Origin of the sequence: Pseudomonas sp. GM102, assembly GCF_000282555.1 — a bacterium.
Classification (GTDB): domain Bacteria; phylum Pseudomonadota; class Gammaproteobacteria; order Pseudomonadales; family Pseudomonadaceae; genus Aquipseudomonas.
The window spans coordinates 1-25,332 of record NZ_AKJB01000118.1 but is presented as its reverse complement, the minus strand read 5'-3'; the positions used below and the strand labels follow the sequence as shown (position 1 = coordinate 25,332).

Sequence of the window (25,332 nt, the reverse complement as noted above, 5' to 3'; positions counted from 1 at the left end):
CGCCGGCAAGCCTGGCTCCTACAAAAACATAGATAGGAGCTACCATGCCTCGTTTTGCCGCCAACCTCAGCATGCTCTATCCGGAACATGAGTTTCCGGACCGCTTCGCCGCCGCTGCCGCCGATGGTTTCGAAGCCGTGGAATACCTGTTTCCCTACGACTACAGTGCTCAGGAACTCAAACAGCGCTTGAGCGACAACGGCCTGGTGCAGGCACTGTTCAACGCGCCGCCCGGCGATTGGGCGGCGGGCGAGCGCGGCACGGTGTCGTTGCCGGGGCGGGAGAGTGAATTTCGTAGCGGTTTCGATCGCGCGCTGGAATACGCCGCGGTGCTGGGCAACTCACGCATCCATGTGATGGCCGGGCTGCTGCCGTCGGAAACTGATCGCCCACGGCATCACGGCGTGTACCTGGAGAACCTGGCTTATGCCACCGCGCAAGCCGCCAAGGCTGGCATCACGGTGCTGCTGGAACCGATCAATACGCGGGACATGCCGGGCTTTTTCCTCAACCGGCAGGATCAGGCCCAGGCCATCTGCAAGGAAGTGGGCGCCACTAACCTGAAGGTTCAGTTCGACTGCTACCACTGCCAGATCGTCGAAGGGGACCTGGCCACTAAACTGCGTCGGGACTTCGACGACATCGGCCATATCCAGATCGCCGGCGTGCCGGATCGACATGAGCCGGACCTGGGAGAAGTCAATTATCCCTATCTGTTCGAGTTGATCGACCAGTTGGGTTATGACGGCTGGGTAGGGTGCGAATACCGGCCGCGTGGTAACACTTCGGCCGGCTTGCAGTGGCTGCGGGACTGGAAGGCGCGCTAAACGCCTTACACGTTGTTATCGCCGGGCAACAGCAGTTCCACACCCTGCTTGCGGATGCTATCGGCCGCGGCAGGGGTCAGCGCGTCGTCGCTGAGGATGATGTCGAACTGTTCGAGCCCGGCGATCCTGTACATGCTGAACGTGCCGTACTTCGAACTGCTGGCCACCAGCACTACTTGCGAGGCCGATTGCATCGCGACTTGCTTGACCTCCACCTTCAGCGCCGAAGGCGTGGTGAGGCCGCGACGTAAATCCCAGGAGCTGGTGGAGATGAAGGCGACATCAGTGACCACCTGACGCAAGGTGGCCACCGCCAGACCGCCCACGCACGATTGATTGGAATGATCCAGCTGCCCGCCGGTGTGAATCACCGTGACATGGGGCGCATCGATCAGCGCCTGGACAATCCCGAAGTCGTTGGTCACCACGGTCATGCCCGACAGCGCCTTGATGTACGGGACGATCTCCAGCGTGCTCGTCCCCGCATCCAGATAAACCGTCATATCGGCATGCAATAGCCGCGCGGCCAGCTTGGCCATCGCCTGCTTCTGCGGCAACTCGACCACCGCCTTGATCTGATGGCTGGGCTCGCTATGGAGCTGGCTGGCGATTCGCACGCCACCGGTGACCGAGTAAGCACGGCCTTCCTGTTCCAGCAGCGCGATATCGCGGCGAATGGTCATGTGCGAACAGTCGAACATTTCCATCAATTGATGAACGCTCAGCACCTGATGCTTGCGCAACTGGCGCAGCATCAACTCACGGCGCTGTTCAGGGATCATCGGTGCGCCGCTTTCGGCGGCGATGTCCTTTTGACTAGGCATTCGGGCTCCAGAATGAAGAAAACCGCAGACAAGGAGAGCGGGGGCAAACATAGTAGCGAATCTACGGTGAAGGGACGAGGTGTTGCGGATCACTGTTCCCATGAGGAAACCCGCCAGCGTTAGTTCATGAATTTCTGAACTAACTATTTGCTGCAGCCTATTCAATCGTTTGTCGCCGTAGCCTTAGGATTCGTCGCACGGGACCGCAGCCATCAGAGCAGCAGCCCGCAGCATCCCCTTTCGACTGCCCAGTAATGCCACCAGCCCCATCCGCTAGTGGCCCGACGCAGCCGAGAGGAATGCATGAAGCTAGAGATTTTCCGCACGTTGTGGGGCTATACCGCCAGCAAGGCACAGGCCCTGGATGAATTGCTCGCCGCCGGCTTCGATGGCATCGAAGCACGCCTGCCGCTGCAGGCCAATGAGCGTGGCGAGTTCGGCGCTTTCCTGCGCAGCAATCGGGTTCCCTATATCTGCACGCTGTTCAGTGCCTACGATGTATTGCCCGACCAGAACGCCACACCCGCCCAACACTTGGCCGACATTGATCGCAAGCTGGGCTGGGCCACGGAGCTGACCCCACGTTTCGTCAATCTGCTGGCCGGCAACGATCGCTGGCCGCAAGCATTGCAGGTCGAGTTCTTCGGCCAGGCCATGGAACTGGCCGCCAGGCATGGGGTGTTCTGCAGTTTCGAGACTCACCGCGCCCGTTCCCTGTACAGCCCATGGGTAACCCTGGAACTGATCCGCCAACTGCCGGGACTGCGTTTCACCAGTGACATCAGCCATTGGGTGGTCTGCTGTGAGCGATTGCTGGACGACCCGGCCGACGATCTTTCGACCTTCGTCGAGCGTGTGCATCACCTTCAGGCCCGGGTCGGCTATGACCAGGGCCCGCAAGTCCCCCATCCCGCTGCTCCGGAATATGCCCGTGAACTGGCGTTTCATCAGCGCCACTGGGAGGCCGTCTGGGCCTCTCAGCTTCAGCGCGGCTATTCGGTCAGCACCCTGACGCCGGAGTTCGGTGCCGACGGTTATCTGCATCACTTGCCCTTCACCAACATGCCGGTGGCCGACCTCTGGACCTTGAACCAGTGGATGGCCCGGACCGAGCGCGAACACTTCGACCGTTTCACCCGTGAAGGAACCCGCCATGAGTAATACCTCATCAACCCAGGCCAACTTCAGCAGCATCCCGGTGGTGAACATCGCCGGACTCTTCAGTATCGAACTGGAGCACCGCCTTGCAGTGGCCGAGCAACTGGGCCGCGCCGCCAGCGATGTGGGCTTTCTGTACATCACCGGGCATGGCATCGATCCGGCGCTGATCGAGGGCCTGCGCCAGGCGGCCAGGGATTATTTTGCACAGCCGCTGGAAGCCAAGATGCGCCACTACATCGGCGCCTCGCAAAGCCATAAGGGGTTCGTGCCCGAAGGTGAGGAGGTGTATTCCAAGGGCAAGCCGGATCATAAAGAGGCCTTCGATATCGGCTTCGAAGTGTCAGTGGATGACCCGCTGTTCCTCAACCGTACGCCGCTGCTGGGGCCGAACCACTGGCCCGACGTACCGGGCTTCCAGGGCGCGGTACAAAACTACTATCAGGCGGTGTTTGCCCTTGGCCGCCGGCTGTTCGATGGCTTCGCGTTGGCCCTGGGGCTGAAGGAGGGCTACTTCGATGCGCTGGTGACTCGCCCGCCCTCCAAGCTGCGGCTGATCCATTACCCCTTCGACGCCGAAGCCGTCGACGCTCCGGGCATCGGCGCACATACCGACTACGAGTGCTTCACCATCCTGTACGCCGATCAGCCGGGGTTGGAGGTGCTTAACGATCAGGATCAATGGATCGATGCACCGCCAATGCCCGGGGCGTTCGTGGTGAACATCGGCGACATGCTGGAAGTCATGACCGCAGGTGCCTTTGTCGCCACCGCCCACCGGGTGCGCAAGGTTGCTCAGGAGCGCTACAGCTTCCCGCTGTTCTACGCCTGCGACTATCACACGCTGATCAAACCGCTACCGGCATTCGCCAAGGATGCCGGGGATTACGAGGCACTGGCGATTGGCGAACACATGTGGAGCCAAGCGCTGCAGACCTACCAGTACCTGCGCAAACGCGTGGAAAACGGCGAGCTTGAGCTGCCGTCCCGGGCTCGAAAGCCATCGAGCTTCGGCCGCCTGAAAAACACCACCACTCATTCCTAAAAAAACAACCAACGGAGCTTCCCACGATGAAAAACCACTACGCCCTGAGCAAACTGAGCCTGCTCGCCGCCGGCCTGTTCTGCGCCAACGCCGCCTTCGCCAGCACCGCGACCCCCGGTGTGTTGAAGGTCGGTATGGAAATCACCTACCCGCCGTTCGAGTCCTACGACGCTGACAAGAATGTGGTTGGCTCCGATCCTGAGTTGGCCCACTCCCTGGCCAAGGCGATGAGCGTCAAGGCCAACTTCGTCGATACCAAGTTTCCCAATCTGATCAATGGCCTCAACGCCGGGCATTACGACGCGATCATTTCCGGCATGTACATCACTCCCGAACGCCAGCTCCAGGCCCGCACCATCGCCTATGCCAACACCGGCGCCGCGATCATGGTGCCCAAGGGCAGTGAGTTGACCCCGCAGGTTCCCGAGGACTTGTGCGGCCTGAAGATCGGTCTGGAGCAGGGCACCACCTGGGTCGCCAAATTCACCCAGTTGTCCAAAGACTATTGCGTACCGAACAACAAAGGCGCCATCACCGTCAACGAGTACCCCTCGGCTCCCGAAGTGACGCAGGCGCTGCTCTCGAAGAACATTCAGGCGCAGGTGGAAATCGCCGGTGCCGCGCACATGATCGCCCAGCGCACCAACGGGCGGGTCGTGGTCAGTTCGCAGAAGCTGGTTTATCCGCAGACCTTGGGCATCTACGTGAAGAAAGACGCCGACGCTACCTATCAGGCGCTGGTCAAAGCCTTGGCCGACAGTAAAGCCAACGGTGAGTACGCCGCCATTCTCAAAAAATATGATCTGGAACCGGTCTCCGAGTAATGGCTGAAACCGCGCCCTCGGTCGAGGGCGCGGCTCGCACGAGGTGTCTATGCAATTCGACTGGTCTTACTTTATTTCGCTGTTCTCCAAGACTGACTTCTGGGCGGCGAGCCTGACCGTCATCGAACTGAGTGCCCTGGCCTGGTTCCTGGGGATGGTGCTGGGCTTCGTTCTGGCATCAGCCAAGTTGTCCAGCTTGCCCTGGCTGCGCATGCCGGCGTCACTCTACATCTGGTTCTTTCGCAGCATTCCACTGCTGGTATTGGTGGTCTTCATCTACAACCTGCCGCAGCTGCTACCCGGTGCCGGGCCGATCCTGTCGGTACCGTTCTATTCCGGCCTGTTGGCGCTGGTGGTCACTGAGGCCGCGTACATGGCCGAAATTCATCGTGGCGGACTGATCTCTGTCGCCAAGGGTCAGAAGGAAGCCGGCCGTGCCCTGGGTATCGGCCTGTTCGGCCTGCAACGGTTGATTGTGATTCCCCAGGCGTTTCGCATCTCACTGCCGACGTTGATCAATGAGTACATTACGGTGGTCAAACTGACCTCGTTGATCTCGGTGATTTCACTGACCGAGCTGCTGACAGTGGGTCAGCGCCTGTATGCCCAGAACTTCCTGGTGATGGAAACCCTGGCGGCCGTGGGCGTGTACTACGTGCTGATCGTCACTGTGTTCGGCTTCGCCCTGCAGCGTCTGGAGCGCTACCTGGACCTCAACCTGCGGACACCGCAAACCCTCGATAGCGCCTCGGCAAAAGTGCTGCGTGACAGTCTGGCGCCTGTCGCAACGAGCACGCTCAAACCCCCGGCCAAAGGCGCCGCCCCGGCCCTGCAACTGCAGGGCGTGCACAAACGCTACGGCGATCATCATGTGCTCAAGGGCATCGACCTGAAGGTGCAAAGTGGCCAGGTGATTTCTATCATCGGCCCGTCGGGCTCCGGCAAGACCTCGCTGATTCGTACGATCAATGGCCTGGAGCACATCAATCAAGGCGAAATCCTGTTGTTCGGGGAAAGCTTCATTAATGCCGGCGACAAACCGGATGGCCGTCGGGTTCGTCAGGGCGTACGGCGCATCGGCATGGTGTTCCAGAACTTCAACCTGTTCCCGCACCGGACACTGCTGGACAACATCAGCCTCGCTCCCCGTTATCATGGCGTCGGCCGCGCACTGAGCGAACAACGCGCCTGTCAGCTACTCGACAAGGTCGGCCTGTTGGCACACGTCCACAAATATCCGCATCAACTGTCCGGTGGCCAGCAACAGCGCGTGGCTATTGCCCGGGCCATGGCCATGGACCCGGACATCCTGTTGTTCGACGAACCCACCTCGGCGCTGGATCCGGAACTGGTCGGCGAGGTGCTCACGGTCATCAGCAATCTGGCCCGGGAAGGCATGACCCTGCTGATCGTCACCCATGAGATGGACTTTGCCCTGTCGATTTGCGACCGGGTGATCTTCATGGACAACGGCCACATACAGCTGGATGCCTCGCCACGGGCGATCCGCGAGGAGCCTGAGGCTCATAGAGTGCGGCGGTTCATGGGGTTGCAGGAGCCAGAGGAGGAGGGATGCCTGTCTTGAATGCGTTCGGCTGAGCGCCATCAGAACTCACCCGTCAGATTGGCGCGGCGGGTACTTTGCGGGCCTGCAACGGGCCCGTGACTGATCGATATGATCAATCCTGGCAGCCGATATCGGACATAACGTTATCATTTGAGCAGATGGCGCTGTAACGGCCCATCAGCGAGATGGCTGGCCAAAACGTTGTTGCTTCGCTTGAGCCTCCACACCAGAGCCTTCATCCTCTAAAAGACCACACATCAAAGGAAATCGGCATAGCCCTTGCTTCGGCGTTCTGATTCATAGGGTCAGTCAGTCAAGCAATTACAGCCGCGCCGTACTCTTCGCATTACGGCTTAACTGACCGGTCGATCAGATATTAACTTGCTCCCGTTTCGCAAAATCTCCTCTCGTGCGCATCGCGCGATGCCTGAGCATAGAGAGAGTTTGCCTGTTCTGGTTATTGAATAAACACAACCACTCAATAGGTAATGTTCATGATGAGTGCCGATGATTTTGGCGGTAGGGTGATCGATTATAAGTGCCTGGCTTGTTCCTGATGAACAATGTTGCTCGTCAGGTCAAGAAAACTTGGCTCGATCTGAATGGACGGCGAGGGGGGAAGACACAGGGTCATTTAAAAAAATGCTGACAAAAATTAACGCTTATTCACCCATTCAAGCGCGACGTCCATTTTACTTCTTGAGACGTTTGTCTTTTTTGCGGATATCAAGACGCCGGGAAGAGAATCTGATTTATTGACGTATTTATTCGAGCCGGGAGTTGAGTTGGGTACGACGCTGATTTTACGAGAATTAATGAGGTGGCGATTGTTGCGGTAGGTTAGCGTACGTAACTGTATCTGTCGTGAAGGGTTGGGGTATAGATTGAAGTTTGCTTATCATGTTCCCCTGCTGCACACCCGAGAAAGATAAATGGACTGGGTTTGCGGCAGTTAAAGCACACGATCGTATAAAAAAAGCCCAGGCGGAATAGGAGTGTTTGTCATGGTTAATGAAAAGGATGGCGGGGGGCGATATGGAAAATAACCATCCACAACAGGTGCATGAAGTACTAGACATTTGGGGAGCGTTACAGTCATTCATCCGAACGGCCGCTCCACTCAAAGTGGATATGATTCTTGAAGGAGAAACCGGTACCGGGAAAGACACGTTGGCGCGCCGTGCCCATCAACTCTCCGGACGATCAGGGCCGTTTGTCGCTCTGAACTGTGCCGCAGTGCCCGAGCAACTGGCGGAAAGCGAGTTGTTCGGGGTGATGGCAGGGGCTTTTACCGGGGCGCATAAATCTCGATCCGGTTACATCGAGGCTTCTGACAAGGGCACATTGTTTCTCGATGAAATCGACAGTATGCCGCCGCTATTGCAGGCAAAACTGCTCAGGGTGTTGGAGATGCGTGGTATCGAGCGATTGGGTTCTACGCGTTTCGTGCCCTTGGATCTGCGAGTTCTTGTAGCAACGCAAACGCCACTGAAAACGCTGGTCGAGCAGGGTAAATTCCGTCGCGACCTGTATTTTCGCTTGAATGTCATCACCATCAAACTTCCCACTCTGCGCTCTCGACCCGACTTGATATTGCCCTTGTTCGAACGCTTTGCCGAGGATGCGGCATCCAAGCACACCAAACCCATGCTTGAAGCCCCGGCCGAGTTGCGCAAGCAACTGCTCAGCCATCATTGGCCGGGTAATATCCGAGAGCTCAAGGGCGCTGCTGAACGCTTCGTTTTGGGAGTTTCGCCCTTGCAGGGAGAGCATCATGCCAGCGGTGAAAGCACAGTATTGCTGAGGCCTCAGTTGCGTTCGTTCGAGAAAGCCCTCATTCAGGACTCGCTTTTTCGCCACGCCAAGTGCATCGAGGCGGTGGTCAGTGAACTGGGGATTCCCAAGCGTACCCTTTACCACCGCATGAAAGCGTTGGACATCACCTCTGCAAGCGAGTGGATGGGGGTGTAGTGGGTTTCTGAGCGATTGCCGGCACAGCATCGAAAATCGTTCTTGCACTGTTTTGGTTCTAAAACCTGGTGTTTATCAAACTCCCATTAGAGGAGTTCTGGAACCCCCCATGGGATATGACAATCGTTGGAAATGCTTTTTCTGACGGGATGAATAAGGCGTGCAGACGGGAATCACCCTGGCACGCATTGATCGTTGGCCCGACCAGATGACCTGTTCGATGGCTGATGAGGGAGGAAAGTGCCCTGGCGGATTATCGGTATTTTTGTCTCTGAGAAACTTTGGAACCATTTTCTACGCACCTCCACTCATTAAGCGAATGTCATGTCGATGTTCAAAAAAACCTTCAATGATCAGGAGTAATAACTATGGCTGGTGGTGCTTCCCTTGGCGCTTCGATGGCTGCAATGACTAAGATGGACGCAACTTCTGCTGCGACCACCACAATGAATGCTGAAGCGCAATCCAACAAAATGATGACCGATACCGTGAACGGCATTTCCAGTGCCTATCAGGATTCGGCAACTAAAGCCCAGAACGCGATGCAGCAAACCGGTAAGGCCATCAACTACTAAGTTGACGACAGCCCTGCCCGTGTCAATGGGCAGGGCTGTATGGGTCATCACTTTCAAGGAGTAGAGCATATGATTTCTTCTTCGCTTAGTACCACGCCCAGTGGCTTCAATAATGTTGCCGAGTTCGACAGTAAGAGTAGCGATACGGCCAGTAGCATCGCTTCTTTGCTGAGTGACGTGTTACTTGAAAAGAAAGGCAGCGGCGCGAAGTTCGATCAGAAAAATCCGCTGGTCGCCATGGTCGCGGAACATATGGACAAGAACCCGGAAAAGTTCGGAAAGCCCGACGATGCCAATGGCAATGTGAACGGCTGGAAGGATGAGCTGGGCGAGGATGATTACCTCAGTGGCGACGAAAAGAAAGCCTTTACCAAAGGGCTGGAGAGTCTGATTCAAGAGATTCTCGGCGGTGGCGTGGGCAACGACTCCGGCGGTTTCGGCAGCAACGGCACGCAGAATTCCTCAGGCTCGCTGGACACCAACGACTTGTTGTCGGCCTTGCTCGGCGATCTGGGTGAAGAGACGCTCGACAATCTGCTCAAGCCGACTGGCGATCCTGCACGCGACAAGCGTGGAGAGGTGGCGTTCGACCCTGAGGACAAGGATGTACTCAAGGAAGTGGCCCGTTTCATGGATATGCACCCGGAAGAATTCGGCAAGCCGGACGGCAAGTCGAAGGACTGGATGGGCGAGCTGTCCGAGGGCGATACCTACATGTCCCGTGCCGAAGGCGAGCAATTCCAGAAGGCCATCGACATGATCAAAGGGCAGGTCAAAGACAACGCTCAAGGTAACTCCCTGGCGGCAGACATGCCGAATGCCGGGCAGAACTTCTTGAACGGTGGCGCTGGCAATACGTTGCAGACCGACGCCAGCATTGCGGCCGGCAACGTACTCTCAGTGCTGGTCCAGCAGTCTTCCACCAACGCCCGCGGTTGAGGGCAACACCCATGCCTTGGCAGGAGGAGCGTGATGGCGATTACACGCATAACAGGTAGTCATGCAGATGTATCCGGTTCTGCAATAACGCCAGACGATGCTCCTGCCAAGGCAGACATCGCTTGGTTCAACGCCACCTTGCATCGGGCCGCCGAGAAACCGGCAAGCGCCGATCAGGTGGCGATCCCTGCCTCGCAGGCCTCGCTGTCGCTACAGCGTTTCAGCGATCGGGCCGCACGGGATCTGGATCGGGCGTCGAGGTCCATTGACCCGCAAGACGCGATGAAGGCCAACCGCTCGTTGTCCTCGTTTTATCTGGAGAGTTTGCTCAGCGCAAAAATCGTTAGCAAAGCCGCACAGAGCGTGGAAAAACTCACCAGTCTGCAATAGGCATGAATATGCGTCTTAGAGTAGTGAGACTGGCAAGCGTCCTGCTGTTGTCGATGTCGATGGCTGCCTGTGGCGACCGCATGGAATTGCATCGTGGCCTTTCCGAACAGGATGCCAATGAAGTACTCGCCGAGTTGTCGAACAAGCACATCGATGCACAAAAGCGCGTAGACAAGACCAGCGTGGCGGTTCTGGTCTCTGCGCAAGATATATCGCGCGCCGTCCGGGTGCTGAGTGCCGTGGGTTTACCGCGCGACTCGCATTCGAGCCTGGGCGATATTTTTCGCAAGGAAGGGGTTATCTCCTCGCCGCTGGAAGAACGGGCACGCTATATCTATGCGCTGTCGCAGGAACTGGAGCGCACGCTTTCACAGATCGATGGCGTGGTGGTCGCGCGGGTGCATGTCGTGTTGCCTGAGCGCATTGCACCGGGAGAGCCGGTACAACCTGCCTCGGCGGCGGTGTTTATCAAACACCGCGAGGATTTTGATCCGGACAGTGTTGTACCGCGCATTCGCAGCATGGTCGCCAGCAGCATTCCGGGTATGGCGGGAGCCGATGAAAAGAAACTCTCGGTCATTTTCGTGCCTGCTGAAACCTATCAGGCGCAGCCGGACATGGTCAGTTTCGGGTTGTTCGTCATTGCACGTGATCGGCTGGAATTCTGGCAATTGATTGCGCTGCTCAGCGCGGTGGGACTGTTGCTGTTTCTGATCGGGCTATTCGCGCTGAACCCCGGCTGGCGTCAAACCATTGTTGCCCGACTCAAGTCCGGCAAAGAACCCTTGAGCGACCCTCGATGAACGTCGCAACAAGTGCCGAGCAGTCGCTCTACTGGTTGCGCTGGTGGGCCTATGGATGGTCGAACGCCCATCCCAGCTGGCATCTGCAAGCGCGTATCGGGCTGGATCCCGAGCTGGCCGCGACGGTTGGCAAGATTCGCTATTCATGGCTGAGCCACAGGCTGGATGTTATTGCGCTGCCGGCACAAGAACCGCGTCCGGCTTTATTGCGCTTGCTCCAGCTTGCGCCGGAGGGCCGACAACGGGCCCTCGATCTGGCGATTGCCATCTGCAGCGGGGGAGCGTCGGGCCCGGACCTGGATGAAGCCGGGCACACTTGGTGTCGACGCATGGCCAAGGCTTTGCAGCCTGGCTATTGGATGCCCGAAGGGTGGCGCCAGTACCCGCCCGAGGAGGCGGGGCTGTTGTTACTCAAGGCCTGGGTCGCAGAGCCCACTTGGAGAAAACTGCGCCTGGGATTTCCTCGGCCTGCCATCGAGGCGGTCGAGCGGATCACGCTGCCAGCGATGCCGTCGCCCAGGCTGGATGCCGTGTGGGAGGCGGTCAGTTGGCATGTCTTTAACGTCATGGAGTAAGGGGATTTTGACATGCTGGCCGTTCGCAAACTCACACTGGCCGGTGATCGCCAACTCATCGGCGAGCCACTGTTGCGTCGCGAAACGATAGAAGACTGTTTGCTCGCCGCGCAGGTCCTGGAGGTTGCCCGAGAACAGGCACAAAGTCTTCTCGACGCCGCATTCACACAAGCGCAAGCGTTGCGCGAGGACGCCGCCGAGCAAGCCCAGGCGCAAGTCTGGGGGCAGGCTCAAGCGCTGTTCGACGACTGGCAAACGCAGCGCGAGCAGATGTGGGAAGGGCTGAATGAAACGGCGCGGCAGTTGCTCGACGAGGCATTGCGCACGTTACTGGGCGAAGTCCCGGAGCCGACTCGTATCGATTCCTTGCTGCGCCATCTGAAGGCTGCCCAGCCTGCTGACGAAGCCAGTGTGCTGCATTGTCATCCGGACCTTGCGCAAGTGCTTGCCGAGCGCTTGCGTGTGCTTGGCCATTCGAACTGGACAGTGCGCGCCGACCCGCAACTGCCCGCGCAGGGTTTGAGCCTGCGCACCGGCAGCGGTGACTTCAATCTGAGTTGGCAGGCCCTGCAGCGCTGGATTCTGCCGGAGCAAGAGCGTCTCGAGAGCTGCGCTTGAGTTTCGGCTGATTGATCGAACGTTCGACGGAACCGAAGTGCGTGCCGTACCACTCATCAGAGAGTCAAGGACCAGGAGTATCACCATGTTTTCTTTGGAAGCAATCCGACACCGTCTCGATAGCAATTTCGAGCGCACGCAACAACAGTTGGACAAATCTGCCGTAGAGATGGATGGCCTTTCCCCGGATGACTGGCACGCCTTCAACACCGCAATGCGTCAGACATCCACCGCCTCCTGGGCGGCGAATCAGGAGGTTGTGGTCAAGCACAACCTGGCCAAGGCCATTATCAATGAAATCCGCTGAGCTCAAGCTGACGGTCGAGCGTTGGCTGGACAGTGGCGAGCATGAGCTGAGCCTGGCGGTCGATGGTGCCCGGATGTCCTTGCAGCGCCGTGGGGGCGGTGTGCTGTGTTGCGCGATGCTCAGCACTGTCTGGCGTGGCGACGATGCTTCGCTTGAAGCTGCGCTGCGTCTTTGCGGCCCCAGCCTTGGACGCTTTGCCGGTGCACTGGCGCTCGATCCGCAGGAACGTCGTCTCTGCCTTTTACTGCGTCTGATGAGCGATGACAGTTCGGCAATCATCCGTGCACTGGAGTCATTGGCCAATCAGCGCGATATCTGGCAATCGTTGCTCACTGAAGCCAGTGCGCCAACCCCTCGACGGCCCGAGCGACCTACCTTGATGGGGAGACCTTATGTTTAAGCGACTTTGCTGGTTACCCCTGCTGGGTGCCCTGGCGCTACCGGCGTTGGCTGGCGTCCCGGAGGATTGGCGCCAGTCGGCCTACGCCTATGAAGCGGTTGAAACGCCCTTGTCGACGGTGCTTGCCGACTTCGCCGAGTCGTTCGGCGTCAAGTTGAGCCTGCATGGGGTTAACGGTGTGGTGAACGCGAAGATACGTTCAGCCAACGCCGAAGAGTTTCTCAACCGGTTGGCGCTGGAACATCAATTCCAGTGGTTTCTCTATAACGGCAAGCTGTATGTGAGCCCTCAGGCCGAACAGGTTTCTCAGCGCCTGGAAATTTCCGCCGATGCCGCTCCTGACTTGAAACAGGCCCTGACGGACATCGGGTTGCTGGATAAACGCTTCGGCTGGGGCGAGCTGCCCGACGAAGGCGTGGTGCTGGTCAGCGGCCCCTCGAGTTACATCGAGTTTATCCGCGGCTTCAGCAAAGAGAAGGTCAAGCCTGAAGAGAAGCAGCAGGTCATGATGTTCCCTTTGCGTTACGCCTCGGTGGACGATCGGGAGGTTCGTTATCGCGACCAGAGCCTGGTGATTCCGGGCGTGGCCAATATGCTGAACGGTTTGCTCGACAGCCGACGAATTCCCGTTTCGCCGGTGGGTTTTCAAGACAGCATTCAGGCCTACCAGGGCCTGGCAGACATGGCCCGGGGGAAAATCCAGAGCCTGGCGGGCGAGCGGGAACCGGTCAAGCCGCGATCCGTCGGCGTTTCGGCGAGTAAGTCGAACAAAAAAGTGGTGGCTGACTCGCGCAACAATGCGCTGTTAATTTATGACGATCCGCAGAAGCGCGATGTCTATGAGAAGCTGATCGAGCAGCTGGATGTTTCGCGTAATCTGGTGGAGATCGATGCGGTCATTCTGGATATCGACCGCACTCAGTTATCGCAGCTGGAGTCGCGCTGGAGCGCACAGGCAGGGTCAGTCGGTTTCGGCAGTTCATTGCTGACGGGCGGTACGTCGACCCTGTTTATCAGTGACTTCAAGCGTTTCTTTGCCGACATACAGGCGCTGGAAGGTCAGGGCGTCGCGTCGGTGATTGCCAATCCTTCAGTGCTGACGCTGGAGAACCAGCCGGCGGTGATCGATTTCAGTCGCACCGTGTACATCACTGCCACCGGCGAGCGGGTGGCGAACATTCAACCCGTCACCGCTGGCACCAGTTTGCAGGTGATCCCGCGAACCATACCCAATGGCGCGCAGAACCGCTTCCAGTTGATCATCGATATCGAAGATGGCCAGATCGAACAGAGCGCCGACAGCACTACGCCAGGGATCAAGCGCAGCAGTGTCAGTACCCAGGCAGTTATCAGCGAGAATCGCTCGCTGGTCATTGGTGGGTTCCATGTCGATGAAAGCGGCGACCATGAAGACCGGATTCCGCTCCTGAGTGATCTGCCGCTAGTGGGGCCATTGTTTTCGTCCAAGCGCCGGGAAAACTCACGACGCGAGCGGCTGTTCATCCTGACCCCGCGGCTGATTGGCGATCAAGTGGACCCGGCGCGTTACCTGGCGGCGGAGAACAAGCCACAGTTGGCTGCGGCGCTGGCGCACACAACATCGCCGGGCAAGGACGCACTGTTGCGTGATGTGCTGGGCACTGCCATGGGTGAGTTGGTCAAGGGGCGTATTCCTGCCGGAGTCAACGCTCTATCTTCCGGCGTGGCAGTACGGGATCTGTGCAAGGTCGGGGACCAGCCTTTGGCGTTCAGACCCGAAAAGGGGCAGTGGTTCGCGGGTATCGACTACAGTGTTGCAGTGGGTGTGGTGCGCAACACCGGCAAGCGGCCACTGCAGTTCGAAGAACAATCCTGTGCTGGCCCGCAGACGCTTGCGGTGACGGTCTGGCCGGATACGTTGTTGCCGCCTGGCGAGTCCGCTGAAGTGTTTATCGCCTTGCGTCCCATTGCCATTACTGGAGTGCCGGCAAAACCATCGAGAATGTCACTATTGCCGCTTTGAGCAGAGAACAATATTGAGTTAATTAATTAATCATGATTCTCTGTTGCTGCCTGTCTGATGGAGGCTTCAATCATTAGTCTTACTATTGCAGGCGGCAGGGAGCGATGAAGGTAAGGGATATAAGTATGAACGTTAATTATTTTTCTTTTTTATTGATCGGGAGTCAGTTGCTTTTGAGTGGGTGTTCCGCCACGGGTACAACGAACTGCAATTCATCTGATTGCGCAAGACCTGTGTCTAATGAGCAGCAGTTGAGTGTTTGGTGGTCACCGGCTTTACGCAACGGACAAAGTGATTACAGTAGGGTGCCGCTGCATGAATGAAGTGATTATCCGCAGTACCGATCAACAGGACTTCATGACCCATGTCGGTGAGGGACGAGCCAGTGTCTGGCAATGGGCTCCGGGTATTGAACTGGCCTTTCGCGAGGAAGGCGTCGGTTGGGGCATTGCTTTGAATATTCAGCGCAGTGCGCAGCGACCGAATCTTTTTTCCGATACGTTGAAGCGCCGTTTTGAGGACATAGAATCCTTCGACGGTTATTACATTTGTCTTGATGGCCAGCATACGTTCGTGATCTGGCATGCGCTGCCCGACGAGTTGCGCTCCAGCGATACGCTGGAACAGATTTTGACTCAGGTGCTGGAACTGGCAGGTCTGAAGCACTGAGTCTGGCTCGGTTCCACAAGGAACCGCATGCCATTGTTTTTCCACTCATGAAGTGAGCCAGGCGAGTGCCTGGCAGATGCTCACATGAGAGGGTTAAAAATGGCGGACTCCAATAAAACTATCCAGCGCTTTCTCGACCGAATGGGTGAACGGTTGGGGCTCCCCTTGGCTTTACAACAGGGCGTATGTGCACTTTATGATAGCGACGATAATCAAGTGGCTGTTATTGAATTTCCGGAACACAGTGAAAATATCGTACTTCACTGTCGGCTCGGAACTGTTCAAAAACGCGCTGATAATTTTCAGCGCTTGCTTGATTTGAACTTCGACGTCTCGGCCTTGCGCGGTTGCTGGCTCGCGCTGGATCAGGGTGAGGTGCGTCTGTGCACTCAGCGCGAACTCGAGTATTTGAATGAAGACCACTTCTGTCATTGGGTGACCGGTTTTATTGCACAGGTCAGGGAAATCCGTACTTCGCTTGGGCGACTGTTGGCGTAATACAAGTAACAGGGAACTGGCTGTTATTGCGCGCCACTTAGCGAGGGATGGTTACAGTCCGTAACTATCCCATTCACTTTCAAGCGAGGCTACAGATCATGGCAGATTCAAGTATTTCGCAAAGTTCATTGGGCTCTTCCGGCCTGGGCGGTCTTGGCGGCGCGGGTGACACAGGGCTGGGCCAGACTGGCCTGGGAGGCGGTCAATCCGCTGGTTCATCGCTGGAGGATCTGGCGGGTGCACTGTCCGAACTGCTGCTCAAGTCGTCCGAGGGTTCGGGCCAACAAGGCGCAGGTGGCACCGGGAGCGGCAGTGGTGCGGGCTCGGATGCCCTCAGCAAGTTGCTGGATCAGTTGAAGAGCGGCACTCAAGGCGCCCAGGACAGCGGTCAGAGCGACGCGTCCAACAAGGATGCGCAAACCAAGGGCGGTGAAGACGCGTCAGCGCAGGACTTGCTCAAACAGCTTCTTCAGGCGCTCCTCAAACAACTGCAGGGCGGTGAGAGTGGTGACAGCACCGGTCAGAGCAAGGGTGTCGATGGCGCAAGTGGAGCCGGCGGTGCCAGCCCGGGTGGGGCGAGTGGAGCAGGCGGCCAAGGTATTGAAGAACTGCTCAACACCTTGATGAAAAGCCTCGGTGACAGCTCCTTGTCGAAGTCGGTAGCACCGACTTCCGATGGGGGTGGTCAGGTCAGCAAGGACGGCACCTCGCAGGAGACGTTGGGAATGGTCGGCCAGCTCATGGACACCTATCCGGAAACGTTCGGCACGCCAGGCCAAGGCAATGGCGGGACTTCCGGTTTGGGCGACGCGCCGAAAGTCTAAAGCGCCTCCGCAATACGCGGAAGCGTTGGCGAGTGTCACTTCTTGTTATTGATCGATGAGGCTAAAAATATGGCGGACTTAAATATCACAATAAACCTTGGCCAAAGTGCTTCCGGCGCCAATGGTATCGGCACTCAAGGCGACACCGGGCTGGGGCAGACTGGCGCCAATGGCAGCCAGTCCGGTGCTTCAGCCCTGGAGGACCTGGCAGGCCTGCTGTCTGAGATGCTGCTCAACTCTTCTTCAGGGCAACAGGGCGCAGGCAGTGCGGGCAATGGCGATGGCTCGAATGCCATCAGCGATCTGCTGGAAAAGCTGAAGAGCGGCAACAACAATGTCCAGGGCGGCGGTCAGGGCGGTACGTCCGATAAGGGCGCGACTCAAGGTGGTGACGAAGCAGCGGACAAAGAGCTGCTCAAGCAGGTGCTGCTGGCACTCTTCGAGAAGGTCCTGGGTGGCGATAATGCCGAAGGCTCGAACCAGGGCAAGGGCAGCGACGCCCTGGGTGGTGCGGGTGCCGGCGGCAATAAACTGAACGCGCTGGGCGGCACCAACGAGTTGGCTGGTGGCACGGGCGTGGGTGGTACCAGCGGATCAGGTGACAGCCAAAGCACTGAAGAGCTGGTCAACAACTTGATGAAGAGTCTTAGCGACGGCTCCTTGAAAAACTCGGTATCGCCGACCGCCGACGGCGGTGGCCAGGTTAACCAGGATAGCAACCTGAAAGAGCTGCTGGAGTTGATCAGTCAGTTCATGGACAGCCACCCGGAAACCTTCGGCGACGCGGCGAAAGGCGCTGATACATCGTCCGGCGGCGGCACTTCGCCGGTCTCGGCGGGCGGCAGCCCATCGCCGGTTTCCGGTGGCGGAGGAGGGGGCGGTGCTGCTCCTGGGGCCGGTGGTTCCGAGGGGGGCGCGCCTACGGTCACCGGAGCTGCAGGCGGTGGTGGTGGCGGTGCATTGGCGCCGACGGGCACTGACTCGAAAGGTCTGGCGCCGTCCTCCAATGCGACTTCAAGCACAGGCGGGGCTTCGAACATCGATTTCCCGACCGCATCGAGCAATCCGACAGTGGTCAACGAGACCATCAAGGTCGGTCCTGGCGAAACCTTTGACGGTGGCGGCAAGACCTTCACCGCAGGTTCCGCCCTGGGTGATGGCGGTCAAGGCGAGGGGCAAAAACCACTGTTCGAACTGGCCGAGGGCGCCACCCTGAAGAACGTCGTGATCGGTGAAAACGGCGCGGACGGCGTTCACGTCAAGGCCGGGAGCGAGAAGGCGGTCAACGTCGATAACGTGCACTGGACCAATGTCGGCGAAGATGCGCTGACCGTGAAGGATGGCGGTGCCAAGACCACCAACCTGAACATCACCAACAGCACCGCCCAGGGCGCGAACGACAAAGTCTTCCAGCTCAATGCCGATGCCAACGTGAAAGTCGATAACTTCAAGGTCAAGGATTTCGGCACCTTCATGCGCACCAATGGTGGCCAGCAAGGTAACTGGAATCTCGACCTGAACAACATCAGTGCCGAGAACGGCAAGTTTTCGTTCGTCAAAAGCGACAGTGAAGGCCTGAACCTCAAGACCCACAACATCGATCTGCAGAATGTCGAGAATGCCTACAGCAAACTGCCTGAATCGACCAAACGGGAGGACGTGTGATGGCAGCCGGGCAGACAGAGGATCAAGTTCCTGTGAGCTGGAAGAGTCTGGTGCAGGGTGACGGCTACCTTTCGCCGGAACAACGCAAGGCGTTCGAATATGCGATCGAGCTGGTGCTCGAGCGTTTGCATGCAACACTCGATCAACCGACTCAAGACAGCGGGCGCTTTCAGTTCGACCGCTATGTCGACGGTCTGGAGACCTTGTTCTTGCGTGATGCGGATGCTCAAGACCTGCAAAGCGATGCCGCAGTGACAGCCTTCTGGATCGTTCGGCTATTTGCCGACAGGATCCTGCGGGCTGGCGACGCGAGACCCAGCATGCACTGATATACCGCTGGAATCAGGCCCGGTCATTTGACGGCAATGCAGTTCACTAAGAGAGTCTTGAGTCAGAGAAACCTGTGGCGAGGCAGCTTGCTCCCGCTTGAGTGCGTAGCACTCACAAAAATCGGCAGTGGTTGTCAGATTTTTGGGGCCGCTACGCAGCCCAGCGCGAGCAAGCTCGCTCGCCACAAAGGTAGGCATGACCCAAGAGCACGCTTAAGTGAACAGCATTGCGGTCATTCGATCGGGCTTTTTCGTTTCGGCTGTAGATGATGTGCGGTGCCTGCGGCATTCAGCGGCTGGCCATTCTGGCTTTATCGAACTCAAGGTAAAGAATGGTGCGCTCGACCTCCGAGGCGTTGACCACGAAGTGATCGAGCGAACCATCGAAGATCACGGCTTCACCCATGCGATGCTGATGAAATTCACCATTGACGTTGAGGTAGGCGTAATTGCGCTCATCCGCTGCGCTCAAGGTGATGTGCATTTGTAGCAATCCCTCGGTGAACACTTCCGGATGCCGATGGCAGCTCAGGAAACTGTGAGCGGCCAGACGTGCCAGGGAGCACACCTTGAGGCCATCAAGAGCGTCGAGCAGCTTGAGCGTCTCGGGAAAAAACGCCCGGGCGGCCTCGATCGGCTGGTTCTGCACCTGCAGGGCAAATTGCACCCAGTCGCGATTCCCGCCGGCCTGCCCCCAGCCTTTGAGCCAACCGTAGTCACCGCCCTGAAGCATGTGCTGGTTGAGTTCGGTGAAGACCTGAGCATGGCTCTTGTCGGTCCGGTCGATGTCGAGCAAAGGTGCCTGCAGACGCGATAGTTCATCGCGAATGATCTGCCAGTTGTTTTTCAGTTCAAGCAGCGGTTTGAACGAGTCCAGCGGATAAAAGGAGGGGCGCACGGCGAGGTACTCCAGATAATCGAATAATGAGAGAGGCGCGATTGTCAGTGGCCGTCTCAGGCGTGTATTCGTGCGAATACACGCCTGGCGAACGGCTTAACTCTTGAGCTGCAGACCGGAGTCTTTCAACTCGGTCAGAAGCGCTTTGGTACCGGCATCGGTCTTGGCGATGTCGCCGGCGAGGGTGTAAGCCTTCGGCACGCTCTCGTCTTCGCCATAGGTGAAATTGACCTGGCCTACGGTCTTGGTGATGGTCAGGGCCGCTCCACTGCTGGCGCTGAGCAGTGGGGTGGGGGTGGTGAAGCTGTCCGGCTGGGTGGCGGAGTGATAAACGGTGATCGACTTGAGCCGCATGTTGTCGCGGTTATCGAGCATTTTGGTCAGGTCGCCATGGGTCAGGGTGCCGTTCCTCGAACCGATATCCACGCTGTCGCTTGGCCCGTCCTTGAGCTCCAGGCGGACACGGGCGAGGGTGCCCATGGAGGATTTCAGGTTCCCGATCAGTGCTTTGAGTTTGGGATCCTGCTCCATGAACCCGGCGATTCGCTCGGCATTGCTCTGCACGTGGTTTGGATTCAAACCCATGGTCAGTTGGGTCAGCAGGCTTTTCTCATCCAGGCGCGACATATTGGTGTAGGAGCTTTCGAAACGGGCGCTGTCGAGCATGTTGTGATGACTCTTGGCTGCAGCATGCTGATGGCCGGCTCGGGTCAACGCACGCTTGGCCGCATGTTGCTCATCGTTCAGTGGCGTCTTGTCCGCGAACAGACTCTCTAGCCCCTCCAGATGTGCGTCGATGGCCTTGTCCGGATCCGTCGCCGGCGCTTTCGCTTGCTCGCCAAGCTGCGTCAAGGCTTTTTCGGTGGCTTTATCCTTGAAGGCGCTTTTCAAGCCATCGGAAATTTTGCCGACGTCCGAGTCTTTCAACGGCAGCGCCTCGCTGAACTGGAATTTCATGCGCTTGGTGGTTTTCGATTCCACCGTGACCGATTTGCTGTAAGCGGCCGGCAGGTTGATTCCCAACGCGCCGGCATCGGCGGTGCTACCTGTGGGCGGTGGAATATCCTGACCGCCCACCAGTTGACCGCGAAAATGGGTGCCGGCGGTCAGGCTATTGAGAAAACGTGGGCGGTTCATGCCACCTTCGCGGCGCACGCGAGTGTCGTCGGAGGTCGACTTCAGCGAGTAGTCGCTGTAGTTCATCAGGTTGACGCTGACGCTGGCGCCACCGGTCAACCGCGCCGCCGAAGACAGCGGCGTGCTGCCGTCTTCGCTGAGGCCGATCCCGGCGCGGCCATCGGCGGTAGCGCTCAGGACGACATCGAAGTTGAAGTTCCGGCCCTTTTCCACCTCATGGGCATAACCGCTTTTCATTAGATCCATGGGGGTGGTCTTGCCGGAGATCATGCCGTCGACGAATTTGCCGAGGTCTTCATCGGCGATGTTGAACACCAGGGCATTGCGTTCGCGTCCGGTGCCTGTCGCGCTCAGTTCACCGTCCAGACGAAAGGCCGGCAGGAAACTGCGGTCGGAATCCGTCGGCAATTTTTTATTGTTGGATTCCTTGCCCGTCATGTCGAGCAACAGGTTTCTGCCCGCGCCCAGCCCCCCCGAACCTGTGAGCGATCCCTCGCGAATCATATAGACCTTGACGCCCTCGCCATCACGTTCGGCATTCAGGGTGTAGCTGCGCGAGGCGCCCACGCCACCGCTGGGGAAGGGGCCCATGGGTTTGCCGACGGGTGCGATGAAGGGCGTGCTGAGGTTGGCGCCATAGCTGCGCTGAATACTGATTTCATCATCGGAATCGAGCTGTTTCAACGCGGACGTGAGCGTGCCGGCCAGTTCCTTCTGGGTGGTGCTGCCGGTGGCGGCGCGCAGGTTGGTGTTGATGGCATGGTCGGTCTTGCTGAAACCGTTGATGAAGGCCTTGATACCGTCATAGGTCGATTCCAGGCTGGCATGCCCACGGAAGCCCATGTCGGTGACCTGCTTGACCGGGTGTTCTTCGTACTGCACATCGCGCAGTTGCAGCAACCCGTCGCGGTACTCCATGAGTTGCGCGGTGCGCATCCGCGGTGGTTCATGTTGAGCCTGTTGCGGTAGTGGTTCCTGTGCCTGCTTTTGCTCGTTCTCGATCTTGCCCACCAGGTCGGACAAATCCTTGAGGGCCACCACATCCAGCGCCAGCCGTGCCTTGGTCAGTGCCAGGTCGTCGCCCGGATTGCGCCGACGGCCCAAGGGGATCTCTTCCTTCTGGTGAGAGATATTCATGCCCTTTTCTTCAAGCTTGCCCAGCAGTTCGCCAGTGCGGTTCTCATCCGAAGGGGCGATTTTCTTCAGGGCGCCTTGCAGCTCTTGCATCAGGTTATGGTCGGAACTGTTGATGTTGAGCTTACGCGCGACATCGGACAGGCCCATGCTCAGAGCCGTTCGTGTGGACGGCGGATTGAATTCCCCATGCTGATTGAGCAGACCTTCGAACTGGCGGAACGGCACCGCTTTGAGCTGGCCATATTCCTGGCCCAGATGCACGGTGCTCTTGTACGCATGGTTTTCCAGCTCACTGCGAAACCCCTCGAGTTGCTCGACCAGGCCCTTGCCTTCCGGGCCCAGGTCGAGCCTGGCGATCCGTGACTTGAGGTCTTCGCCTTTGGCCGGCACTGGCGTGTTGGCGTCAGCGATGGCCTCCAGGCGTTTGAACACCTTGCCTTCGGCCTGGTAAACATCATTGAGACCGTCCCGGCCCTTGGCGGTATGTACCAGGCTGTCGCCCGTGGCTTTCATCCAGCGCGGCATTTCCAGCGTGGGTTTGAACACGTGGGCGGTGATGAACTCACCCGAGCTGGTGCGGTTCTTCGATTCCATGCCTCCCCGGCCCAGCACGGTGGTGCTGAACTTGGCGATCAGGCCGGTTCCGGGAATGCGCTTGCGTACTTCGCCGTCACTGATGCGCCCGTGCAGTTCGCTCAGGGTATCCTTGGTTTCTGACGGTTCTACCGCTTTCCAGTCATGGTTGTTTTGCCGGGCCAGCGGCTTATCGTCGCCATGCAACAGGGTGACGTTCAATTGCTGGTCATCGCCGGTGCGCAGCGAGCCCAGCGGTTCGTCGTCCGGCGTGGCAATTTTTTTCCATTGCGCTTCGGGACGCGGTTTCGCCTCGGAGGCCTGCCAGTCTTCCTTGTCCAGCTGGAAGGCTTCACCTTTATCGTTCAGGGCGTACAAGTCTGAATTCTGGTCCAGGGCCAGGGACTTGATCGACCCGTTCAAGCCCTCGGTGCTCAGCTCGGTCATCGCGCCTTTTTCGTGGTGGGCGGTGAGTTTGCCGGTGTCGTCCAGGGCCACGAAGTGCTCCGGGTTGATCATGGCAAAACCGGTGATGGTGCGCCCCTCCAGCCCGGCGATATCGCTGCCGGCGCTTACTTGGGTGGTTTGGGTCGCCTGGGACAGCGCATAGTCTCGGTCGAAGGATTGCGGAGCCGGGGCCTGGCTCACCTCGAGCTTTTTCAGCGTGCCGTCCTGAATCATGTAGGCCCGGCTATCGAGGCCGATACTCAGATGGCTGACATCCTTGATCTCGGTATGCCCCCAGGCGCGGGTGGCCGCGTCCCAGCGCTGGACTTGCTGGTTCTCCAGGCCGACTTTGCCGTGGCGGCCGAGGTCGAAGGTATTATTCTGGGTCGGTGTGACGCTGGGCAGGCCGCGGGTGTTGTTCAGCACCATGGCGTCGGTCAGGTTCCAACCGGCCTTGAGCGAACTGCTGGCGGTATCGACCGGGAGGGCATGGGTGTGACCGGCCGGATCCTTGATCATTGCATGGACCTGGCCCTGATCGTCACCGATCAACGCTTCGGCATGGTGGGTCACCCCCAGGTTCACGTCCGGGTGCGTGATCGCCTGCTCTGGCGTCAGCGACAGTTCGGTGCGGCCATCGCTCAGTTGCTGGCGATCGACATTGTATAGCCGTCCCTGAGTATCGCTGAGCAGCAGGGCGTCTTTGGTCAGGGCGATGCTGGTGATGTCCGCGTCATCGGCGAGCTTCAAGTCGATGCTCGCGGTGAGCGCCGTGGCCGGATTGGCGCCCAGATCGATCAGCCCGAGGCTTTGCTTATCGTCCTTGACGTTGAGCAAGGCGGCTTCACCCTCGCGGCTGACGGAAAAGGCCTTGATGTTACTGGCCGGGTATTGCCGAGGACCTTCCGAACTCAGGTCGACCACCGCATTATCGGTCAGCCCATAGGTCCGGCCATTGCCTTGGGTGCTCAGCGCGCTGAACGTCTGCCCGGCAAGCTCCGGGTGCGCTTGCCAGCCCTTGGTGGCCGGGTCGAAGCGATAGAGTTTGTCGTCATGCAGCCGCAGTTGCTGCCCATTGTGGTCTTCGTGTACGCCGGTCAAATGGCTGAACTGGGCCTTGCTGGGTGCGCTCAATATCTCCTTGCCGATCTGGGTGTTTTGTCCGTACAGGCCCAGGCTGCCGTTTTGATTGCGCAGTTGCGGGGCGGCATCGCTGAAGTCCTTGAGGAACTGATGGGCGTCGCTGGTTTGGCTGCTGCGCAGCAAGGTGGTCGCGGTATCGGATTGCTTGAGATGGAGCAGGTTGCCCTTGTTGTCCAGCAGCACATGTTCGTGGCTATCGGCCCCGGATTCGCTGTGCAGGGCGACGAACGAATTGTTGGCGGTCTTGAGCTTCGACTGGACGATGTCGGCGAGCGCCGGAGGGTCCATGCGCCCCACCTGGAGTTGGCCGTCGCGGTCCAGGCTCAGGGGCCGTTTCGGGTTGTTCTGACGTTCCAGCAACTCGGTGCCATGGTCGAAGCGCCCGGCATTGCTGCGTGACAGCTTTGGCCCCGGCTCATTTGTCAGCGATGCTGCACGGGTCGTCTGCGCCAGTTGATCGTTGATCGAACGGCCGAGACCGTCACCTCCCTGCAACCGCCCACCTTCCCGGCGACTTTCCTTGAGTGCTGATTTGATCGCCTGTTCATCCTGCTCCGGGGTTTTTCCGGTTGGCGAGTGATCTTCCTCGCTGAAACCGTGCAGCCCCGTGTCTTCGCCGATCTCTTCGATCTCGCTGACGCCACTGGCCGATGTCCCTGAAGTACTGGCCTGGGTTGTCTGATGTTGCGGGCCTGCGTCGTCGGGTTTATCGCCGTCGGTATCGACCGGTTTTGGCTCTGGTGCCTGCTGCGCAACCTTCTTCGGTTCCGGAGTACTCCGGGCGAGCGCATTATCAAGGTCTGACTTGCTTCTGAACGGTACGGACGGGGTGTTGGAAAAGTCTTCCGGAACCGACTCCATCTTGACCTTCATCCGTTGCTTGGGTTTGGCGCGGTAGGGTTGCGACATCACCAGTTCAAAAGTTTCATGGTTCATCAGTTTTGGCAGAGGCTTGGTCAATTCTTTCGAGGCTTTGCCTGTACTCCCGGAAGTCGAAGCCTCGTCGCTCGCTGGCGAGATGGGCGTCTGGCCCTGGGTCAGCGGTTTTTTACCAGCGGCGGCAATCTCCTGCCGGCGCGCGCGCTCAAGTTGTGTGCCTAACGAGTTGCGGCGTAATGGTCTGGTTTCGGCGGGGGTGGCCATGGCTGGCGCGTTGGCTGCGGTAGAGGCGGTGGAGCCAGAAGCCG

The 25,332-nt window shown here is 58.5% G+C and carries 24 protein-coding genes and 1 pseudogene; 22 read left to right on the top strand and 3 right to left on the bottom strand.

The window, feature by feature from the left end:
- Nucleotides 1–44: 44 nt before the first annotated feature.
- Nucleotides 45–827: a 2-oxo-tetronate isomerase gene (gene otnI / locus PMI18_RS04110; protein WP_007906156.1), complete on the top strand. Its 783-nt coding sequence runs from the start codon at nucleotides 45–47 to the stop codon at nucleotides 825–827.
- A 5-nt stretch (nucleotides 828–832) separates the two neighbouring features.
- Here otnI and PMI18_RS04115 read toward each other — a convergent pair whose 3' ends face one another.
- On the bottom strand, nucleotides 833–1,651 hold the full coding sequence (locus PMI18_RS04115; RefSeq protein WP_007906154.1) for a DeoR/GlpR family DNA-binding transcription regulator: 819 nt from the start codon (nucleotides 1,649–1,651) through the stop codon (nucleotides 833–835).
- Nucleotides 1,652–1,954: 303 nt separating this feature from the next.
- On the opposite strand from PMI18_RS04115, the gene PMI18_RS04120 reads away from it, so the two are divergent.
- The 21 genes and pseudogenes from PMI18_RS04120 to PMI18_RS04205 all read left to right on the top strand — a co-directional run bounded on the left by PMI18_RS04120 (nucleotide 1,955) and on the right by PMI18_RS04205 (nucleotide 18,810).
- Nucleotides 1,955–2,812, top strand: a complete 858-nt coding sequence (locus PMI18_RS04120) for a sugar phosphate isomerase/epimerase family protein (RefSeq protein ID WP_007906151.1) — start codon at nucleotides 1,955–1,957, stop codon at nucleotides 2,810–2,812.
- Nucleotides 2,805–3,854, top strand: a complete 1,050-nt coding sequence (locus tag PMI18_RS04125) for an isopenicillin N synthase family dioxygenase (RefSeq protein WP_007906149.1) — start codon at nucleotides 2,805–2,807, stop codon at nucleotides 3,852–3,854. Before PMI18_RS04120 ends, PMI18_RS04125 begins: the two co-directional genes overlap by 8 nt.
- Before the next feature lie 26 nt (nucleotides 3,855–3,880).
- Nucleotides 3,881–4,678 (top strand): transporter substrate-binding domain-containing protein, encoded by a 798-nt coding sequence (locus PMI18_RS04130; RefSeq protein ID WP_007906147.1) that lies wholly within the window; start codon nucleotides 3,881–3,883, stop codon nucleotides 4,676–4,678.
- A 49-nt stretch (nucleotides 4,679–4,727) separates the two neighbouring features.
- Nucleotides 4,728–5,321, top strand: a pseudogene (locus tag PMI18_RS32010) (amino acid ABC transporter permease); the annotation flags it as partial.
- Complete coding sequence (locus PMI18_RS32005) at nucleotides 5,301–6,263, top strand: amino acid ABC transporter ATP-binding protein (RefSeq protein WP_443200879.1); 963 nt, start codon at nucleotides 5,301–5,303, stop codon at nucleotides 6,261–6,263. The pseudogene PMI18_RS32010 and the gene PMI18_RS32005, both read left to right, overlap by 21 nt.
- Nucleotides 6,264–7,280: 1,017 nt before the next feature.
- Nucleotides 7,281–8,216 (top strand): sigma 54-interacting transcriptional regulator, encoded by a 936-nt coding sequence (locus tag PMI18_RS04140; protein ID WP_443200878.1) that lies wholly within the window; start codon nucleotides 7,281–7,283, stop codon nucleotides 8,214–8,216.
- Nucleotides 8,217–8,584: 368 nt separating this feature from the next.
- Nucleotides 8,585–8,791 carry a hypothetical protein gene (locus PMI18_RS04145; protein ID WP_007906141.1) on the top strand — a complete coding sequence of 69 codons (207 nt, stop codon included), beginning with the start codon at nucleotides 8,585–8,587 and terminating at the stop codon, nucleotides 8,789–8,791.
- A gap of 69 nt (nucleotides 8,792–8,860) precedes the next feature.
- Entirely contained in the window at nucleotides 8,861–9,730 is an 870-nt protein-coding gene (locus PMI18_RS04150; protein ID WP_007906139.1) for a DNA-binding protein, read from the top strand.
- A gap of 33 nt (nucleotides 9,731–9,763) precedes the next feature.
- Nucleotides 9,764–10,120: a type III secretion system inner rod subunit SctI gene (gene sctI / locus PMI18_RS04155; protein WP_007906137.1), complete on the top strand. Its 357-nt coding sequence runs from the start codon at nucleotides 9,764–9,766 to the stop codon at nucleotides 10,118–10,120.
- Between the two features lie 8 nt (nucleotides 10,121–10,128).
- Nucleotides 10,129–10,923, top strand: a complete 795-nt coding sequence (gene sctJ, locus PMI18_RS04160; protein ID WP_007906135.1) for a type III secretion system inner membrane ring lipoprotein SctJ — start codon at nucleotides 10,129–10,131, stop codon at nucleotides 10,921–10,923.
- Entirely contained in the window at nucleotides 10,920–11,498 is a 579-nt protein-coding gene (locus PMI18_RS04165; protein WP_007906133.1) for a hypothetical protein, read from the top strand. Before sctJ ends, PMI18_RS04165 begins: the two co-directional genes overlap by 4 nt.
- A gap of 12 nt (nucleotides 11,499–11,510) precedes the next feature.
- Complete coding sequence (gene sctL / locus PMI18_RS04170) at nucleotides 11,511–12,116, top strand: type III secretion system stator protein SctL (protein ID WP_007906131.1); 606 nt, start codon at nucleotides 11,511–11,513, stop codon at nucleotides 12,114–12,116.
- A gap of 85 nt (nucleotides 12,117–12,201) precedes the next feature.
- On the top strand, nucleotides 12,202–12,423 hold the full coding sequence (locus PMI18_RS04175) for an HPr kinase (protein ID WP_007906128.1): 222 nt from the start codon (nucleotides 12,202–12,204) through the stop codon (nucleotides 12,421–12,423).
- Nucleotides 12,410–12,823: a type III secretion system chaperone gene (locus PMI18_RS04180; RefSeq protein WP_007906126.1), complete on the top strand. Its 414-nt coding sequence runs from the start codon at nucleotides 12,410–12,412 to the stop codon at nucleotides 12,821–12,823. The genes PMI18_RS04175 and PMI18_RS04180 overlap by 14 nt, the downstream gene beginning before the upstream one ends.
- Complete coding sequence (sctC, locus tag PMI18_RS04185; RefSeq protein ID WP_007906124.1) at nucleotides 12,816–14,825, top strand: type III secretion system outer membrane ring subunit SctC; 2,010 nt, start codon at nucleotides 12,816–12,818, stop codon at nucleotides 14,823–14,825. Before PMI18_RS04180 ends, sctC begins: the two co-directional genes overlap by 8 nt.
- Before the next feature lie 104 nt (nucleotides 14,826–14,929).
- A complete protein-coding gene (gene hrpT / locus PMI18_RS31770) occupies nucleotides 14,930–15,148 on the top strand; it encodes an HrpT family type III secretion system protein (protein ID WP_338009755.1) in 219 nt (72 codons plus the stop codon).
- A complete protein-coding gene (locus tag PMI18_RS04190) occupies nucleotides 15,141–15,494 on the top strand; it encodes a hypothetical protein (RefSeq protein ID WP_007906122.1) in 354 nt (117 codons plus the stop codon). Before hrpT ends, PMI18_RS04190 begins: the two co-directional genes overlap by 8 nt.
- Nucleotides 15,495–15,593: 99 nt before the next feature.
- Nucleotides 15,594–15,992 (top strand): type III secretion system chaperone, encoded by a 399-nt coding sequence (locus tag PMI18_RS30745; RefSeq protein WP_007906120.1) that lies wholly within the window; start codon nucleotides 15,594–15,596, stop codon nucleotides 15,990–15,992.
- Between the two features lie 98 nt (nucleotides 15,993–16,090).
- Nucleotides 16,091–16,816 carry a hypothetical protein gene (locus tag PMI18_RS04195; protein WP_007906118.1) on the top strand — a complete coding sequence of 242 codons (726 nt, stop codon included), beginning with the start codon at nucleotides 16,091–16,093 and terminating at the stop codon, nucleotides 16,814–16,816.
- Nucleotides 16,817–16,885: 69 nt separating this feature from the next.
- On the top strand, nucleotides 16,886–18,481 hold the full coding sequence (locus PMI18_RS31765) for a pectate lyase (protein ID WP_007906115.1): 1,596 nt from the start codon (nucleotides 16,886–16,888) through the stop codon (nucleotides 18,479–18,481).
- A gap of 32 nt (nucleotides 18,482–18,513) precedes the next feature.
- Nucleotides 18,514–18,810 carry an HrpW-specific chaperone gene (locus PMI18_RS04205; RefSeq protein ID WP_238542624.1) on the top strand — a complete coding sequence of 99 codons (297 nt, stop codon included), beginning with the start codon at nucleotides 18,514–18,516 and terminating at the stop codon, nucleotides 18,808–18,810.
- 289 nt (nucleotides 18,811–19,099) lie between these two features.
- Here the strand turns inward: PMI18_RS04205 and PMI18_RS04210 are convergent, their stop codons facing one another.
- Both PMI18_RS04210 and PMI18_RS04215 read right to left on the bottom strand, forming a co-directional pair.
- Entirely contained in the window at nucleotides 19,100–19,708 is a 609-nt protein-coding gene (locus PMI18_RS04210) for an aspartyl/asparaginyl beta-hydroxylase domain-containing protein (RefSeq protein WP_007906112.1), read from the bottom strand.
- 96 nt (nucleotides 19,709–19,804) lie between these two features.
- Nucleotides 19,805–25,288, bottom strand: coding sequence for an AvrE-family type 3 secretion system effector (locus tag PMI18_RS04215; protein ID WP_050548158.1), 5,484 nt, complete (start codon nucleotides 25,286–25,288; stop codon nucleotides 19,805–19,807).
- Nucleotides 25,289–25,332 lie beyond the last annotated feature (44 nt).